Below are 16,625 nucleotides of genomic sequence, written 5' to 3' on the forward strand. Positions count from 1 at the left end.
TGCGCCCGGGGGACAAAAGCCCCGCCGGTCCGGTCGTCTCCGACTTGCGGGTACTCCGGGACACCGTCCGGCACGCCGCTCACGCCCACGTCCACCGCAGGGCTTTTGCTCGCGTCCCCCCTCCCGAGTGAGTGTGCCGAACTCGACGCCGGTCGTGGTCGTTCGGGAACTCACGAGCCACGGCTACAACGCGGACCGGGACGCCGTGACCCTGCTCGCGGACGAACCCGACCCCGCGCGCGCCGTCGAGCACGTCGTCGAGCACGCCCCCGCGGACGTGCTCACCATCTCCGCCGCGCAGGTCCGCGACGCCCTCAAGGCTCGCGGCGATGACGAGGCCGCCGACGCATCCGGAGCCAGGAACGACCGCCCCGGGCCGTCCACCGACGCCGCGTCGCCCACCGCCGCGGACGACACCGCGGATACTGCCGAACAGAACGCTCCGGATGCCGCTGACCACACCACAGACCACACCGACGACAACCCTTCCGAACCCACTATTTCGAGTGGAAGCGAGAAAACAACTTCCTCGAGTAAGGCTAGTGGTTCTGCACCCGAAACAAAGGGGGTTAGTGAGGGGTCAACTGGCGTTTCGGATGCGCTGGACGCGGATTCTATCGGAGAGTTCGAGCGTGCGGTGGACGAGACGTTGCACGAGGTGCGTGTCGCGAACGACATCACGGGCCAGTCCACCGGAACCGGCGACTACGGCGACTTCGTCTCCGTGTTCCGCGACCGCTACGACCGGCTCTCCTCGAAACTCCGCGGGCGCGTGAACCACCGGCCGACGAACGCGCTCGAATCGATGGGCGGCGGGAGCGAGGCCGCCATCGTCGGGATGGTGAACGACATCCGCTCCACCGCGAGCGGTCACTGGCTCATCGAACTGGAGGACACGAACGGCGTCTTCCCCGCGCTCGTCATGAAGGACCGGGACATCGCCGCGCACGTCGACGAACTCCTCTTGGACGAGGTCATCGCCGTCGAGGGGTCGCTCGCACAGGACGGCGGCATCCTCTTCGTGGACTCGCTGCACTTCCCCGACGTCCCGCGGACGTACGAGCCGAACACCGCCGACCGCCACGTGCAGGCCGCACTCATCAGCGACGTGCACGTCGGCAGCCAGGAGTTCGCGGACTACGCCTGGGAATCGTTCGCGCGCTGGCTTCACACCGAGGAAGCCGAACACGTCGAGTACCTCCTCATCGCGGGCGACATGGTCGAGGGCGTCGGCGTCTACCCGAATCAGGACGACGAGCTCGACATCGTCGACATCTACGAGCAGTACGAGGCGTTCGCGGAGAAACTCAAGCAGGTCCCCGGAGACATGGAGATCGTGATGATTCCGGGGAACCACGACGCGGTCCGGCTCGCGGAACCCCAGCCGGCGTTCGACGAGGAACTCCGCGACATCATGAGCGCGCACGACGCCCGCATCACCGGAAACCCCAGCACGGTGACCGTCGAGGGCGTGAACGTCCTGATGTACCACGGCGTCAGCATCGACGAGGTCATCGCCGAACACCCGAGCGAGTCCGTCTCCTACCAGGCGCCACACCGAGCGATGGAGAAACTCCTCCGGAAGCGCCACGTCGCCCCCCAGTACGGCGGCCGCCTCCGCGTCGCGCCGGAGGAGAAGGACTACCTCGTCATGGACGACGTGCCCGACGTGTTCCATACGGGCCACGTCCACAAGCTCGGCGTCGGGACGTACAACAACGTCCGCCTCGTGAACTCGGGGTGCTGGCAGGAGCAGACCGAGTTCCAGAAGTCCGTCAACATCGACCCGGACGTGGCGACCGCGCCCATCCTCGACCTCGACACGCTCGACGTGACCGTCCGCAAGTTCGAGAACTAAACGCGTTTGCCGGCTGCCGAAACTCCTTTTGTGCGCGCCGAGAACGCCCGCCGTGTTACGCGCCGCGTTCCGCCGGCTCACCGCCGTCCTCTACGCCTTCCCCGTCCTCCTCGCGCGAATCGGGTTCCTCGACCGCGAGAAGGGCGAGGAGGCGTTCGACCTCGCAGTCCCCGCGATGGTCACGGGCGGCCTGCGCACGCTCCTGCGGACCGCGGACTTCTTCATGGTGAGCGTCGCCGCCGGCGGGAGCGCGGTCGCCGCGCTCGAATTCGGGTTCCAGTACTACTTCATCCCGTTCGGGTTGGCGCTCGCGCTCACCTCCGGAACCATCAGCGTCGTCTCCCGATTGAAGGGCGCTGACCGCCACCGCAGGGCCGACTTCGCCATCAAGCAGTCGCTCTGGCTCTCCGTCCTCCTCTCCGTCCCAATCACCGCCCTGACCTGGGTGTACGCGGAACCGATGATAGACCTCCTCACGAACGACCCGGTCGCCATCGAGGAGGGCGCGGTCTACCTCCAAATCGTGATGCTGTCCGTCGCGTTCCGGTTCTGGGGAATGATTGCGGCCCGGGCGCTCGCGGGCGCGGGCGACACCCGAACCCCGATGTACGTCCGCCTGCTCACGCTCCCGACGAACATCGTCGTCAACGCCGTCCTCATCTTCGGCCTGCTCGGCTTCCCCGCGCTCGGCGTCGCCGGCGCCGCCATCGGCACCGCGGTCGCGAACGCGCTCGCCGCCGGCATCTTCTTCGTCCTCCTCGTCTCCGGACGGTACAGCGTCCAACTCCACCTCGGCGGGAAACAGTGGGACTGGAGTATTGCGAGCGAAATCGTCCGCGTCGCCGTCCCGCTCGCCGGCACCCGGCTCTCCCGGACGTTCGGCCGGTTCCCGTTCCTGTTCGTGCTCGCCGTGCTCGGCAGCGAAGTCGTCGCCGCGTACGCCATCGGCCGCCGCGTCATGCTCCTCGCGCTGATGCCCGCGTGGGGGTACTCCACGGCGTCCTCGACGCTCGTCGGGCAGGCCATCGGCGCGGGCCAAGGCGACGAGGCCGCCGAATACGGCTGGCAGACCCTCCGCATCGCGCTCGTCACCCAGCTCATCATCGCCGTCGCCATCTTCGCCGCCGCCCGCCCCATCGCCGCCGCGTTCGACGCCGCCGACCTCGACCTCACCGTCACCTTCATCCGCGTGTTCGGCCTCGGCGTCGCCGCGTTCAGCGTCTCCCGCACCCTCCGCGGCGGCCTCCGCGGCGCGGGCGACACCTCGTGGCCGTTCTACGGCGGCCTCCTCAGCACGTACGTGGTCCGACTCCCCATCGCGTTCGCCGCGCTCCCCGCGACGTTCGCGGTCACCGTCCCCCTGCTTGGCGTCACGCTCACGCCCGGACTCGGCTGGGCGCTCCCCGCCATTTACGTCGCCATCGTCGCCGACATGTACACGCGCGCCGCCGTGAACTTCGTGCGCTTTCGCTCCGGGAAGTGGCGCGAGATCGGCGCGCGCGCCACGAACCAAACGACCTGATTTAAGTGGGACGCGGCCCCGTAACGCAGTATGAGCAAAGCGACGAAGTTCGTCCTCGGCACCGTCGGCGCGTCCGCCGCGCTCTCACTCGTCATCGCCGCGCAGATCGCGCTCGCGTAGCGTGTTCGAGGCGCGCGACCTTCCCAGCGACGTGACGAGCGTCCGCGACGACCACGCGCCCGACGCCGTCGTGCTGGACGCGTCGAGCGACTTCGAGACCCTGCCCAGCCACGCGCTCGACGACATCGCCACCCGCGCGGACGGCCTCACGCCAACCGCCTACGACCCCGACTGGCTCCCCGAGGACCGCCCGCAGCTGCTCCAGCGGCTCACCTCGGGCGACCTCGTCGTCGGGATGCCCGGCGACGGCAGCGTCGCGTGGACCCGCCAGACCGACCCCGCGTTCGTCCTCGTGAAACCGCGCGTCGAGGGCGCGCCCGAGAGCTTCGTGGACTTCCTCGTCGCCGAGGCGCTCGTCGAACTCGGACTCGACCTCCCCGAGCACTTCCTCGGGTTCTTCACGGACACTTACCGCGAGTTCGCGGCGGCCGTGGACGCCGACCCGACCGCGACTTATCAAATCGCGGTCGCGGTGTACGACGCCTACCGTGGCCTCCACACCCGCGACGTCTTCGAATCGTGGGCGGGCGAACACGACCGCCTCCACGACGCGTGGCGGGACGCGGGCGAGCGCCTCCAACCCCGCCTCGACGACCTTCCCGGTGAGGTCGCGCGCGGCACCACCGAGTTCGGCGACGCGGCGGAGTTGGCGTGCAGCGCCGTCAAGCACGACCTCGACGTGCCGACGCCGTTCGGCGCGCTCGACACCGTCGCCTACCGCGAGCACGGCCCCGAGTACGCCGTGAAATGGGCGGAGAAACTCTTCTAACCACAGCGAAGAAGTCCCCAGCCCTCCTCTCCTCACCCATGAGCGACGAGTTCGACCGCGAGGAGGAAAAACGAAAACTCCGCGAGAAGTACGCGAAGGACCGAAAGGACCGCGAGACGACGGGGCGAATGAGCGACCTCCTCCTGCAGGGCGCGACGATGACGAACAAGCACTGCGACCGCTGCGGCAGCCCGATTTTCCGCCAGAACGACGAGGAGTTCTGCCCGACCTGCCGCGCCGAAGGCAACCAACCTCAGACGGACGAATCCAGCCCGGACAGCGCCGAACAGCCCGCGACGGCGCAGACCGCCGCAACCGCCGAACCCGACACCACCGACGAAACGCCGAACGAGGCCGCTGACGCCGCTCCCGACGCGTCCGACGCCGTCCGCGCCCCCGCACCCACCACGACTACCGACCGGAGCGAGCAGACCCCGTCCGACGAACCCACGCAGGCCGACGAACCGACGACCCAGACCGCGACCGCCGATACCGCCGACCTCGCGGACGCCCGTGCCGCCCTCGCCACCTCCATCGAAACGCTCGCCCGCCGCGCCGCCGACACCGACGACCCCCACCGCGCCACGGACTACCTCGAAGCCGCCCACGAAGCCGCCGACACCCTCCGCGCGCTCGACCGATAACACCACGCGACAAGCGAGTATCACGCGAACTCTCCCGGCGTTGCCGTTCGATTACTCCGGCGGCGAAGCCGCCGGAACGGGCCACCAACACTTATCCTTCTTCTCCGCTCACGTTCCGCCATGAAGATACTCGTACCCGTAGACGGCAGCGACATCAGTTTTCGAGCGCTCTCCTTCGCGGCGGAGATGGCGCGCCGGTACGAGGGCACGGTGCACGTCGTCCACATCACGGACCGGAAGAACGACGTGACCGACGAGATCGTCGAGCGCGCGCAGGACATCCTCGACGCGGAAGGCATCGACGACGACCCCGAGGTCAGCCTCGACCTCGACCTCGACTTCCGGCCGTCGAAACGCGTCGGCGAGGACATCCTCACGCTCGTGGACGAACGCGGCTACGACCACGTCGTCATGGGCCACCACGGCTCCGGTACGGTGGAGCGAGCTATCCTCGGGAGCGCCGCCGAGACCGTCATCAAGTCCGACACGGTCGCGGTGACGGTCGTCCCCTAGGGCTCGTACTGGGAGCCGATAACTTCGCGCACGCGCTCGGCGGTCACCTCGCCGACGCCCGACACCTCCAGTAAGTCCTCCTCGCGCGCGGTCATCACTTCCTCCACAGTCCCGAAGTGCTCCAAGAGCGAGCGCGCGGTCACTGGCCCGATGTCCGCGATGGACTCGACCACGTACTCCTGCTGTTCGTCCAGCGTCTTCGCGGACTTCTCGCCGTGCGCGCTCACCTCGCGGTCGCGCGACAACTGCTCTCTATTCGCGATGGTCTCCAACAAGTCCGCCGTATCGTTCTCGTCCTCGGTTCGGAGGATACTGACGCCGTAGTCGACCGCGAGACTCGCGAGCGCACCCCGAATCGCGTTCGGATGGACGTTCCGCGCGCCGTAGAGGTCGTCGCCCTCGATGACGTACACCGGCCGGTCGTAGTGCCGGACGAGGTCGGTCGCCTGCTCGAACACGGAGCGGTCGCCGCCCAAGAGGGTGTCGAGGAAGTCCTCGATGCTCTTGCGCTCGACCGCCACCCGGTCGGAGAGCACGTAATCGCCGACCGCGAGCGTCTCCAAGCGCGTGTCGACCTGCTCGCGCTTCGAGAGGTCGCGGGCGATGTGGGAGTCGAGTTCACGCTGGTCCACCACGACCTCCACCGTCTCCTCGTCGTCGTGATGCGGGTCGTCGGGCGTCTCCTTCGCCTTGACCGCTTGCTCGTCCGGGTCCGGCGGCTCGAACCCTGACAGCGCCGCCTGCCCATCGCCCTCGCCGCTCTCCGCGTCCGCTCCCGATTCCCCCGCCGCTTTCATCTGCCCATCCGCGTCCGCGTCGCCGCCGTTCTCGAAGTCCGTGAGTGCTTGCTGGCTGTCGTCGAGTTCGTCTTCGACCTCGTCGGCGACGCCCTTCAGGTCGCGGAGTTCCTGCTCCATCTCCTTCTCCCGCCGGCGGCTAATCCAGAAGTACGCCTCGTCGCGGGTGTCCTCGGCCATCAGCACGACGACGCGCCCCTCGTCCTGCCGGCCCGTCCGGCCCTTCCGCTGGACGGACCGAATCGCCGTTGGGACGGGTTCGAAGAACAACACGAGGTCGACTTCGGGCACGTCCAACCCCTCCTCAGCGACGCTCGTGGACACGAGCACTTCGAAGTCACCCGCGCTGAACGCGTCCAGGCGGTCCTTCTGCTCCGTCTGCGTCATCCCGTCGGAGCCGTCCTTGTCGCCCTGGCCGACGAACCGCTCCGTCTCGAAGTGGTTCCCGAGGAACTCGGTGAGCGCTTCCGCGGTGTCCCGGGACTCCGTGAACACGATGACGCGGTCGCCGCCCTCGATACCGAGGGTTTCCGCGAGCAACATCCGCACCCGCCGGAACTTCGGATGGAGATCGTCGTACTCCTGTACGCGCCGCATCGCCTCCTTCACCCGCGGCTCGCTCACCAACCGCTGGGAGGCCTTCGACGCGCCCGACGACCGCGCCGCGTTCCGCTGGCGCTCGAAGTACCGCCGAACGGACTCGACGCTCTGCGTCTCCACCAGTTCGACCGCGCGCCGAAGCTTCATCACTTCCGCGTGCGCGCTCATCCCCTCGTAGCCCTCCGACTGGTCGTTGTCGATGAGCTTCCGCAACTGGGCGCGCATCCGATTCAGGTCCTTCTGCGACACGTCCGGCTGCGTCGTGTTCGTCACGCCCAACTCCTTCAACGCCTCCAAGCGCTCCTGAATCACCTCGTTCAGCTTATCCCGAATCTCGATGATTTCGTCCGGGAGTTCGATGCGCTCCCACTCCACGTCCGTGTCGTGCGTGAACGCCGCCACGTCGTCGTCGTCCTCCGTCTTCACCTCGACCGACGTGATGCCGAGGTTCTCGCACACCTGCCGGATGTCCTCCTCGTTCCCGCCGGGGCTCGCGCTCATCCCCGTCACGAGCGGGTCCGCGGCGTCCGCGAGGTAGCGCTCCGCGATGTACGTGTACGCGTAGTCGCCCGTCGCGCGGTGACACTCGTCGAACGTGCAGTGCACCACGTCCCGCAGGCTCACGCGACTGCCCACGAGGTCGTTCTCCACCACCTGCGGCGTCGCAATCACGATGCGCGCGGACTCCCAGAGTTCCGCGCGGTCGTCCGGTCGAACTTCGCCCGTGAACACCACTATCTCGTCGTCCGGGATTTCGAGCGCGTCCCGGTAGAACGACGCGTGCTGCTCCACCAGCGGCTTCGTCGGCGCGAGCAAGAGCGCTTTTCCGCCACTATCTTCGGCTAATCGTTCCGCCGTCACCAGCAGACTCACCGCCGTCTTTCCCAGTCCCGTGGGGAGACAGACGAGGGTGTTTCCCGAGAGCGCGCGCTCCGCGAGGTCGACCTGATAATCGCGGCGCTCGATGACGCCCGCGGTGAGGAGCGGACGGCTCACGTAGTCTGCGTCGGTGGCGGCCATTCACCACGACGTTGGCCGTTCACGCGTTTAAGGGTTCGCGTGGCGGAGTGAAAGTGAATCAGTCCACGAGTTCCGCGAGTTCGAGCAGGGTGTCGAGGTCGAGGACGGCCACGAGGAGCGCGATGACCACGAGCGCCACTATCGCGATACTCGCCCACTCGACTGGTGTCATATCCCGGGGTTCGGACGCGTCCGAAAAACGGTTTGTGGCCTATACGAGGTTGATGACCGCCCACATCGCGCTCGCCGAGGCGACCGGAATGGAGAAGTTGTCGTCGACGACGTACGTGAACACGACCGGTTTCACGCCGTCCGCGACGGTCGCAGCCACCGCGCCCGCAATCGCCGCGGGCAGGGGGACGCGGAGGACGCTCGCGATGGCGAGGCAGACGCCGAACGTCGCGAGCATCACCCAGGACTGCTTCACGCCGAGGTCGTCGCTCGACAGGAGGCCCGAAATGGGGTCGCCGAGCGTCAGCATGAACATCGCGGGCACCGCGAGGAACGGGTCGAACGCGAGCGCGACCACCGTCATCGCCACCGCACCGAGCGCGTACCCCGCGGGGTTCTCCTGCTCGTACTCACGGGTGAGCTTCGAGAAGAGCCGCCAGTGGTCGATGACGCCCGCGAGCCGGAGCGCCTCCGCCGCGGCGACGACGACACACGCGAGCACTAGGAATCCCTGCACGTACGTCCACGGCGCGCCCAGCAGCCACGCGAGCGGGACGACCGACGTGCTCGCGTGAACGGCGCGCCGCGGGAGTTCGCTCACAGGTCGGAGAAGTCGACGCGGCCGGCGCGGAGGTCGGCGAGCACGCCGGGCAGTTCGCTGATTTCGACGCGGGTCTGGTCGGTCGAATCACGGTCGCGCAGGGTCGCGTCGCCGTCTTCGAGGCTCTCGTAGTCGATGGTGACGCAGAACGGCGTGCCGACCTCGTCCTGCCGGCGGTACCGGCGGCCGATGTTCCCGGAGTCGTCGTACGTCACGGAAAAGCCGGCTTCGCGGAGGTCGCGCGCGAGACCCCGCGCTTCCTCGCCGAGGCCGTCCTTGTCCATCAGCGGGAACACGCCGACGAACGTCGGCGCGACCTCGGGGTCGAGGCGGAGCACGTCGCGCTCTTCGCCGTCCACCTCGTCGGTGTCGAGCGCGTGCGCGAGCACCGTGTAGACGACGCGCCCGACGCCGAACGCGGGTTCGACGACGTGCGGCGTGATGTGCCGCCCGGCCTCCGTCACCTCCTCCACGGAGAAGCCGGTCTTCTTGACGGGCACCTCGTACGTCTCGCTGTCGACCTCCACTTCGACGGTCTCGCCGTCGAACGCCGCGCGGTCGCGCTCGGCCTTCGCTTCGAGCGCGTCCGCCACGTCGCCCGCCGCGCCGCCGAACTCCGGCCCGAGGAATGACATGTCGGGGTCAACGGTCGCGCGCTCGACGGTCTTCGGCTCGTCGAACTGCTTGAACACCGTGAAGTTCTCCCCGGAGTGCTTCGCGTGCTTCGAGAGGTCGTAGTCCGTCCGCGACGCCAACCCCTCGATTTCGATCCAGTCGCCGTCCACCTCGGATTCGGCGTCCCAGCAGTCGCTCGCGTAGTGCGAGAGTTCGCCCGGGAGGTGCTGGCGGAACCGGAACCGGTCCATGTCGACGCCGACGCGGTCGAACCACCGCTGGCTCACGCCGAGCCAGTACGCCGTCCACTCGTCGCCGACGATACCCTCGTCGACGGCCTCGCGCGGCGTCTTCTGGACGTACTCGCCGTCCTCCGCCTGCTGCTCCGCGACCGGATAGAGGGTGAGCGACACGTCGCTCACCGATTCGAGGTCCGGGCTGTCGGACTCGGGGTCGAAGAAGTACTCCAACTCCGCCATCGTGAACTCCCGGGTGCGGAGGAGCGCCTTCCGCGGGCTGATTTCGTTCCGGTAGCCCGTCCCGACCTGCGCCGCGCCGAACGGCAGTTGCTCGCGCGCGTACTCCTTCAGCCGCGGGAACTCCACGAACATCCCCTGCGCGGTCTCCGGGCGGAGGTAGCCGGTCTGGCCGTCGCCCGGCCCGATCTGGGTCTTGAACATGAGGTTGAAGTTCTCCACGTCCTCGCCCGCGAGCGGCGTCCCACAGTTCGGACAGACGAGGTCGTGGTCCCGAATCAGGCCCTCGACTTCGGGAATCGGGAGGCTCTCGGCGTCCTCGATGCCCGTGTTGTCCTCGATGAGGTGGTCGGCGCGGTGGCTCTCCCCGCACTCCGGGCACTCGACGAGCATGTCGTCGAACGTCTCGATGTGGCCGGACGCCTCGAACACGGGCTCCGGCGTGACGGTCGGCGCGTCGATCTCCATGTTGCCCTCGCGGGTGACGAAGCGGTCGCGCCACGCGTCCTCCACGTTCCGCTTCAGGCTCGCGCCCTCCGGACCGTACGTGTAGAAGCCGGCGACGCCGCCGTACGCCTCGTTCGCCTGGAAGAAGAAACCGCGGCGGCGGGCGAGTTCGTCCAGCTTCATAGCGCGGAGAGCAGGTCGATGTCCCGGACGATGCCGGTGAGGTCGTCGCCGTTCACGAGCGGGAGCTGCTCCACGTCGTGCGTGAGCATCGACTGCGCGACCTCCTGCGCGGTCTTCGTGCTCGACACCGTCACGGGGTCGGCAGTCATGAACTCACTGACCGGTTCGGCGGGAATCTCGACGTTCCGCGTCGGGAAGTAGCGGTTCCCGACCGCCTTGATGCCCTCCCACATCCAGTCGTCGTCCTGGCCCGCGATGGAGTCCCCGATGTCGTCCTCACCCTCGACGACGCGCGCCACGTCGATGACGTCGACCTCGGTGACGATGCCCGTCATCTCCGCGTCGTCGTCGAGCACGACCGCGTACGGCACGTTCGCGTACGCGATTTCGCGCTCCGAGACGGGGAGCGGCGTTCCCTCGTAGACGGTGTTCACATCGCGTCTGGCGAGCCCGCCGACCTCGCTGGCGCCGTCCACGTCGCCGTCCGCGATGGCGCGCACCACGTCCGTGATGGTGATGATACCCTCCAGCTCGTCGTCGTCACCGACAACGGGAACGCGGCGCGCGTCCTCCGCGACCATCAGCCGCGCCGCCTCCACGACCGACGTGTCCGCGGTCGTCGTCGGCACCTCCTGCATCAGCAGCGCGAGCTGGTCCTCGTCCGGCTGCTCGATGAGGTCCTCGCGGGAAACGAGTCCGCGGTAGCGTTCGCCCTCGTCGTTCTTGACGACGGGCACAGAAGAGAACTCGCGCTCCTGCAGATACGTGAGTACGTCCTCGCGAGTACCCGGAAGCTCGACCGTCACGAGCTCCGAGCGTGGTGTCATCGCGTCAGCGACGTTCATATGGGGCGGTCTACGACGCCCGCCCATTTGTAGGCTACGCCCTCAGTTCTCGGCGACGACGCGGTCCGCCTCCGGGAAGAACTTCTCGTACCCGTCGTGCTCGAACGACCCGAGATGGGTCTTGTCGAGCCGCTGGACGTGCGTGTACAGCGTCCCGTGTTCGACTGCGGTCTCGACGAGCGGCTGCGCGTAGTGCCGGAGGAAGTTCCCCGCGATGAAGATAGCCGTCTTCGTCTCGGGGTCGCGAAGCTCCGTCACGAAGAACACGCGGCCGTCGACTTCGGCGCGGTACACGTCGTAGACGGGGAAGCCGTCCTCGCGGAACACGTCGGCGAACTCCTCCGCGTCGTTGTCCGGGACGACGTGGACGATGCCGTACTGCACGTCGTCGTCGTCCGCGGGGTCGTCGTTCGAGTCGAGGCCCTTGGTCGCGGTGTCGCCCGCGCGCAGCGTCACCGTCGTCCAGCCCTCTGCTTCGAGTTCGTCCGCGAGCGCGTCCATGTCCGCGAGGGTCTGCGCCCACGCGTCCTTCTTCGCGTCCGGGTTCTCCGTTATCTGCTCGCGCCGCTCCGCGAGCTCGTCCTTGTCCGGCGTGTCCGGCCCCTGCTTAACCATACCTCGAAATGGGCGATTCCGACGGAAGAACGTTCCGCTGGCCGTTAGACGCCGAGCGCGACCTCGATCAGGAAGGAGACGGCGAGCAGGCAGAGAGCGGTCGCGCCGACGGTCACACCGGCCCGCGGCCGGTCGTCCGGATGGAGGGGAACGAGGCTGGCTGGCGGCAGTCGCGCGACGTACCGCGCGACCGTCCCGCCGCGTTCCGCCTCGCCGAAGTCGTCCGGGCCGCTCCGGTCCGCGCCGACGCGGCCGTCCGTGCTCGCGAACGGGTTCAGCACGCTCGCTGCGGCCGCCGCCTTCTCGCGGTCGCTCCGTTCGTCGTCCTCCGCGGCCGGGTCGGCGGTCTGCTCGACGCGCGCGCTCGTCGCCTGGTCGCTCTCCGAATCGCGCTTCCACGCGGCCGTCGGCCGGAGTTTGATGGCGGCGTACCCGAGGAGGAGCCAGCCGACGACGAACTGTCCGAACTTCACGCCGGACGCGCCCGCGTCGTACAGCGCGCTCACAGCGGCTAACGCGAGTGAAACGCCGAGCGCCGCGACGACAGCGTACGTCACCGTGTACGCGGTCTTCCCGAGCCAGCGCCGACGCTTTCCGCTCATATTAGTCGAGGACGTGCGTTTCGAGGTACTCGTCGGGTTCCTCGTACTCGTCTTGATGGCGGTGACACCGGCTGCGTCGACCGCTCGTCGACACCTGGTGGTCCGCGGGGCGTTCGCGCTCGCAGACGCTTCCGAACTCCTCGCGGAACGCCGCCCGCGCCGCGTCGCTCTCGCCGGCGCGGATCTGCTCGACCGCGTCTTCTAGATGAGTCTCTACGGCGCTCGGGAGGTCGAGGTCGCCGAACACCTCGTCGACGAGGCTGTCGATGTCCTCGTATGGGTCGGAGAGCCCCGCGAGTTCGAACACCTGCTGAGTCACCGACTTCTCGCGGCTCTCGCGCTGCCGGAGCACGTCCCGGAACACTTCGATGGCCTCCCAGACCTCGTTGTCGATGTCCTCGTACGCTTCCGGTCGAATCTTCATCGGGCACCGCGTGCTGAACGCACAGCCGCTCGGCGGGTCGCGCGGACTCGGTGGCGTTCCCCGGAGCGTGATGCGTTGTTTGTCCGCGGTCGGGTCGGGTTCCGGAATCGCGGACAGCAGCGAGTGCGTGTACGGGTTCGCCGGGTCGTCGAACACCTCCGCCGACGGCCCGAGTTCCATCACGTTCCCGAGGTACATCACGGCGACCCGGTCACAGATGTGTTCGACGACCGCGAGGTCGTGCGCGATGAACAGGTAGGTGAGGTCGAACTCGTCCTGCAGGTCTTCGAGGAGGTTGAGTATTTTCGCCTGTACGGACGCGTCGAGCGCCGACACGGGTTCGTCGAGGATGACGAAGTCGGGTTCGAGTGCGAGGGCGCGGGCGATGCCGATGCGTTGTTTCTGGCCGCCCGAGAACTGGTGGGGGTAGCGGTAGTAGTGCTCCGGCTGCAGTCCGACGGTGTCGAGCAGTTCGCGGACGCGCGCCCGGCGCAGGCGGCGTTTCGTCGTGTTCACGCGAACCCGCACCGTGTCGTCGGTCACCGTCACGTCGACGCGCTCGGGTTCGAGCGGAATCTCCTCCCGGATGGTCACCGCGGGCTGACCGCCCTCAACGTCGACCGTGATGTCGGGGCGGTCGTGCGCGTCGATGTCGAACGCGGCCACCATGTCGCCCGCGACCTCCCGGTCGCCAGCGTTGTCAAGCGCGACGGAGAGGTACGGCCAGTCGTGCACGTCCAGGGGTTCCTGGACGATTTCGCCGATGGTCATCCGTTCGTTCAGGCTGCTGTCCGGGTCCTGGAACACCATCTGGACGTTCCGCCGCCACTGCTTCAGGGCCTTCCCGGAGAGCGCGGTGGCGTCGGTTCCGTCGTACGAGACTTCGCCCGCGGTCGCCTGTTCGAGACGGATGAGCGTGCGGCCGAGCGTCGTCTTCCCACAGCCGGACTCACCCACGAGGCCGAGCGTCTCCCCGCGCTTGATGTCGAAGGAGACGCCGTCGACGGCCTTCACGGGCTTGTTGTCGAACACGCCGTCGCCGCCGTAGTACGTCTTCAGGTCGCGGACGCGAACGAGCGTGTCCTCTTCGGCGGCCGATTCCGTCGTCGGGTTCGAATCTGTCGTGCTCATCGTTCGACCTCCGCGCCGGTAGTCTGCGACCGGTGGCGCTCGACCGCCGCCTCCTGCGGTTCGTCCTCCGGATAGAGGAGGCAGGCGGCCTCGTGGTCCTCGTTCTCCTCGTTTACGTCCACGAGGACGGGATGGACGTGGTCGCACTCGTCGAACGCCTTCGGACAGCGCGGCGCGAACCGACAGTACGTCGCGGGTTCGTTCGGCGTCTCGACGTCGCCTTCGATGATGCTGAGTCGGTCGCCGCCCGTGTTCCGCGAGGGAATGCTGTCGAGCAAGCCCTGCGTGTAGGGATGCTTGGGGTTCCCGAACAGTTCGACGGCGCTCGCGCGCTCCACGAGTTCGCCCGCGTACATCACGTTCACGCGGTCACAGATCTCCGCGACGACGCCCATGTCGTGCGTGATGAACATGATGGAGAGGTCGCGCTCCTCCTGCAACTCCTTCAGGAGTTCCAGAATCTGGGCTTGAATCGTCACGTCGAGCGCCGTGGTCGGTTCGTCGCAGATGAGGAGTTCGGGGTCGCAGGCGAGCGCCGTCGCGATGACGGCGCGCTGCCGCATCCCGCCCGAGAACTCGTGGGGGTACTCGTTCACGCGACGCGGCGCGTCCGGAATCCCGACCGCTTCGAGGAGTTCGATGGCCTCCCGGGTCGCCTCCCGGCCGCGCAGGTCCTGGTGGAGGCGCAGCGCCTCCTTGATCTGATTCCCGACCGTGTAGACGGGATTGAGGCTCGTGAGCGGGTCCTGGAACACCATCGAGATGGCGCTCCCGCGGAGGCGCTGTCGTGCGTTCTCCGGCATGTTCGCGATGTCGACGTAGCCGTCCGTGACTACGCCCTCCGCGTCCCGCTCCTCGACGACGACGAAATCGCCGTCGCCGACGGTGTCGCCCGCGCTCAGGTCGGCGGTCGAGCGATTGTAGCGGTCCTCGAACTCCTGGACCGTCTCGATGCCGCGGTACTTGATGTGGCCGTCCGTTATCTTCCCGGGGCTCTCGACGAGGCCCATGATGGAACGGGCGGTGACGGACTTCCCGCTCCCGGACTCGCCGACGATGCCCACGGTCTCACCGTACCCGATGTCGAAGGAGACGCCGTCCGCCGCGCGAACGGTCTCCTTCTCCGTGAAGAACGCCGTGTGGAGGTCTTCAACCGAGAGGATGGCGTCCGTGTCGGGGCGTGCGCGCGTCATTACGCACCACCCCCGGTCGCGGCGACCTCGTCCGTGCTTCCGCCCTCGCTCTGCGGGTCGATGGCGTCACGGATGCCGTCGCCGAGCGCGTTGAACCCGACGACGACGGTCGTGATGGCGAGTCCGGGCAGCACGGAGATGTGCCAGGAGGCCGAGATGATGTAGTTCTGGCCGTCCGCGACCGCGCGCCCCCACTCCGGCGTCGGCGGTTGGACGCCGATACCGATGTAGCCGAGGCCGGCGGTCGCGATCATGTAGCCGCCCATGCTCATCGACGCGTAGATGAGGAGGTAGCCGAGGATGTACGGCGCGACGTGCTTCCGCATCATCACGTCCGCGCGCTCGCCGAACGACTCGGCGGCGTCGACCCACTCGTTCTCCACCGTCTGGAACGCGGGCCCACGCACTGCGCGCCACAGTCCCGTCCACCCCCACGCGCCGAAGATGAGCGCGAGGACGAACGCGCCGCTGTAGATTTCAGAGATCCACGTATCCCCGAGGACGACGCTGAGCATGATGAGCACCAGAAGCTGGGGCATCGCCTGGAAGGAGTCGCTCACGAGCACGGTCGCGAGGTCGAACACTCCCTTGTAGTACGCGGACATGAGCGCGAGGGACACCGCGATACTGCCCGCGATACCGATGGCGACCAAGCCGATGAACAGGCTCACTCGGGCGCCGTACGCCATGAACGTGAACAGGTCTTTTCCGGATACTAACGTCCCGAACGGATGGAATCGGTCGTATCGGTCGTAGGAGCCGATGCCGAAGTTCTGCCGGTCGCCCTGTGACTTCGAGGCGATGTTCGCCGCGCCCGCGGTGACCGTCTGCACGCTCCCGGACGCTTCGTCGTAGTACTCGATCTGGTGGCTGTACGGGTTCTCGATGTTCGCGTTCGCCGTGGTCGGACTGATGGTCGGCGCGAAGATGGCCATGATGATAAACACGAACACGATGACCAGGCCGAACGTCCCCCAAGAGTGGCCGCGGAGCCGGTCGATCATGTCGTCGGTCGGCGTCCAAGACGCGTACCGGTAGTGCTCGCGGAACACGAGGTAGCCGCGCCACACCCAGTAGAGCACGAGGAACGCGTACGCGTACACGAACACGAGGCGGAGCGCCCACGCGTACGCCGCTGAGAGACCGAGGAACGTGCTCTCCCAGGAACCGTCGGGCATCTGGTAGCCCTGGTTCGGGATGAGACTGCGGTCGAGCAGCGTCGGCAGACCGTTCACGGCCGCCCCGGCGTCGGCGATGGCGCCGAGGACGCCGCCGAGCGGGCCGGAGATGAGGCTCGGGAGCGCGCCGAGGAGGGGTTCGGTGATGACGTCGTACGGCATCGCCATCACGAACCCGGCGAGCGCGCCGAGTTCGAGGGCTATCAGCGCCGCGAACACGCCCGTCCAGAGCGCGGCGGGGCGCGGGTTCGCCTTGATTCGTTCCGAGAGAGGGGCGTCCGAGTAGTCGGTTGCAGCCATA

The 16,625-nt window shown here is 67.8% G+C and carries 15 protein-coding genes; 6 read left to right on the plus strand and 9 right to left on the minus strand.

Features of this window, described 5'->3' with window-relative positions:
* Positions 1–133: 133 nt before the first annotated feature.
* The 6 genes from ACOZ4O_RS07950 to ACOZ4O_RS07975 all read left to right on the plus strand — a co-directional run bounded on the left by ACOZ4O_RS07950 (position 134) and on the right by ACOZ4O_RS07975 (position 5,426).
* The gene (locus ACOZ4O_RS07950; RefSeq protein WP_424524772.1) at positions 134–1,858 is read left to right on the plus strand and encodes a DNA-directed DNA polymerase II small subunit; all 1,725 of its coding nucleotides are present in this window, start codon (positions 134–136) and stop codon (positions 1,856–1,858) included.
* Between the two features lie 52 nt (positions 1,859–1,910).
* Entirely contained in the window at positions 1,911–3,380 is a 1,470-nt protein-coding gene (locus tag ACOZ4O_RS07955; protein ID WP_424524773.1) for an MATE family efflux transporter, read from the plus strand.
* Positions 3,381–3,410: 30 nt separating this feature from the next.
* A complete protein-coding gene (locus ACOZ4O_RS07960) occupies positions 3,411–3,500 on the plus strand; it encodes a hypothetical protein (RefSeq protein ID WP_424524774.1) in 90 nt (29 codons plus the stop codon).
* Position 3,501: 1 nt separating this feature from the next.
* Positions 3,502–4,269 (plus strand): DUF7089 family protein, encoded by a 768-nt coding sequence (locus tag ACOZ4O_RS07965; RefSeq protein WP_424524775.1) that lies wholly within the window; start codon positions 3,502–3,504, stop codon positions 4,267–4,269.
* A gap of 38 nt (positions 4,270–4,307) precedes the next feature.
* Entirely contained in the window at positions 4,308–4,913 is a 606-nt protein-coding gene (locus tag ACOZ4O_RS07970; protein ID WP_424524776.1) for an Sjogren's syndrome/scleroderma autoantigen 1 family protein, read from the plus strand.
* A 120-nt stretch (positions 4,914–5,033) separates the two neighbouring features.
* Complete coding sequence (locus ACOZ4O_RS07975) at positions 5,034–5,426, plus strand: universal stress protein (protein ID WP_424524777.1); 393 nt, start codon at positions 5,034–5,036, stop codon at positions 5,424–5,426.
* Here the strand turns inward: ACOZ4O_RS07975 and ACOZ4O_RS07980 are convergent.
* The 9 genes from ACOZ4O_RS07980 to ACOZ4O_RS08020 form a co-directional block, all read right to left on the minus strand.
* Entirely contained in the window at positions 5,423–7,843 is a 2,421-nt protein-coding gene (locus tag ACOZ4O_RS07980) for a DEAD/DEAH box helicase (RefSeq protein ID WP_424524778.1), read from the minus strand. The genes ACOZ4O_RS07975 and ACOZ4O_RS07980 overlap by 4 nt on opposite strands.
* A 211-nt stretch (positions 7,844–8,054) precedes the next feature.
* Positions 8,055–8,615: a dolichol kinase gene (locus ACOZ4O_RS07985; protein WP_424524779.1), complete on the minus strand. Its 561-nt coding sequence runs from the start codon at positions 8,613–8,615 to the stop codon at positions 8,055–8,057.
* Complete coding sequence (gene glyS, locus ACOZ4O_RS07990) at positions 8,612–10,336, minus strand: glycine--tRNA ligase (protein WP_424524780.1); 1,725 nt, start codon at positions 10,334–10,336, stop codon at positions 8,612–8,614. The genes ACOZ4O_RS07985 and glyS overlap by 4 nt, the downstream gene beginning before the upstream one ends.
* The gene (locus ACOZ4O_RS07995) at positions 10,333–11,181 is read right to left on the minus strand and encodes a CBS domain-containing protein (RefSeq protein ID WP_424524781.1); all 849 of its coding nucleotides are present in this window, start codon (positions 11,179–11,181) and stop codon (positions 10,333–10,335) included. The genes glyS and ACOZ4O_RS07995 overlap by 4 nt, the downstream gene beginning before the upstream one ends.
* Positions 11,182–11,223: 42 nt before the next feature.
* Positions 11,224–11,796, minus strand: coding sequence for a DUF7529 family protein (locus ACOZ4O_RS08000; protein ID WP_424524782.1), 573 nt, complete (start codon positions 11,794–11,796; stop codon positions 11,224–11,226).
* 44 nt (positions 11,797–11,840) lie between these two features.
* Positions 11,841–12,398, minus strand: coding sequence for a DUF7555 family protein (locus ACOZ4O_RS08005; RefSeq protein ID WP_424524783.1), 558 nt, complete (start codon positions 12,396–12,398; stop codon positions 11,841–11,843).
* A 1-nt stretch (position 12,399) separates the two neighbouring features.
* Positions 12,400–13,953 carry an ABC transporter ATP-binding protein gene (locus tag ACOZ4O_RS08010; RefSeq protein ID WP_424524784.1) on the minus strand — a complete coding sequence of 518 codons (1,554 nt, stop codon included), beginning with the start codon at positions 13,951–13,953 and terminating at the stop codon, positions 12,400–12,402.
* Complete coding sequence (locus ACOZ4O_RS08015; RefSeq protein WP_424524785.1) at positions 13,950–15,146, minus strand: ABC transporter ATP-binding protein; 1,197 nt, start codon at positions 15,144–15,146, stop codon at positions 13,950–13,952. Before ACOZ4O_RS08015 ends, ACOZ4O_RS08010 begins: the two co-directional genes overlap by 4 nt.
* Positions 15,146–16,624, minus strand: a complete 1,479-nt coding sequence (locus tag ACOZ4O_RS08020; RefSeq protein ID WP_424524786.1) for an ABC transporter permease — start codon at positions 16,622–16,624, stop codon at positions 15,146–15,148. The genes ACOZ4O_RS08015 and ACOZ4O_RS08020 overlap by 1 nt, the downstream gene beginning before the upstream one ends.
* Between the last annotated feature and the right edge of the window lies 1 nt (position 16,625).

This window comes from Salarchaeum japonicum, assembly GCF_049705945.1.
Taxonomy (GTDB): Archaea; Halobacteriota; Halobacteria; order Halobacteriales; family Halobacteriaceae; genus Salarchaeum; species Salarchaeum japonicum_A.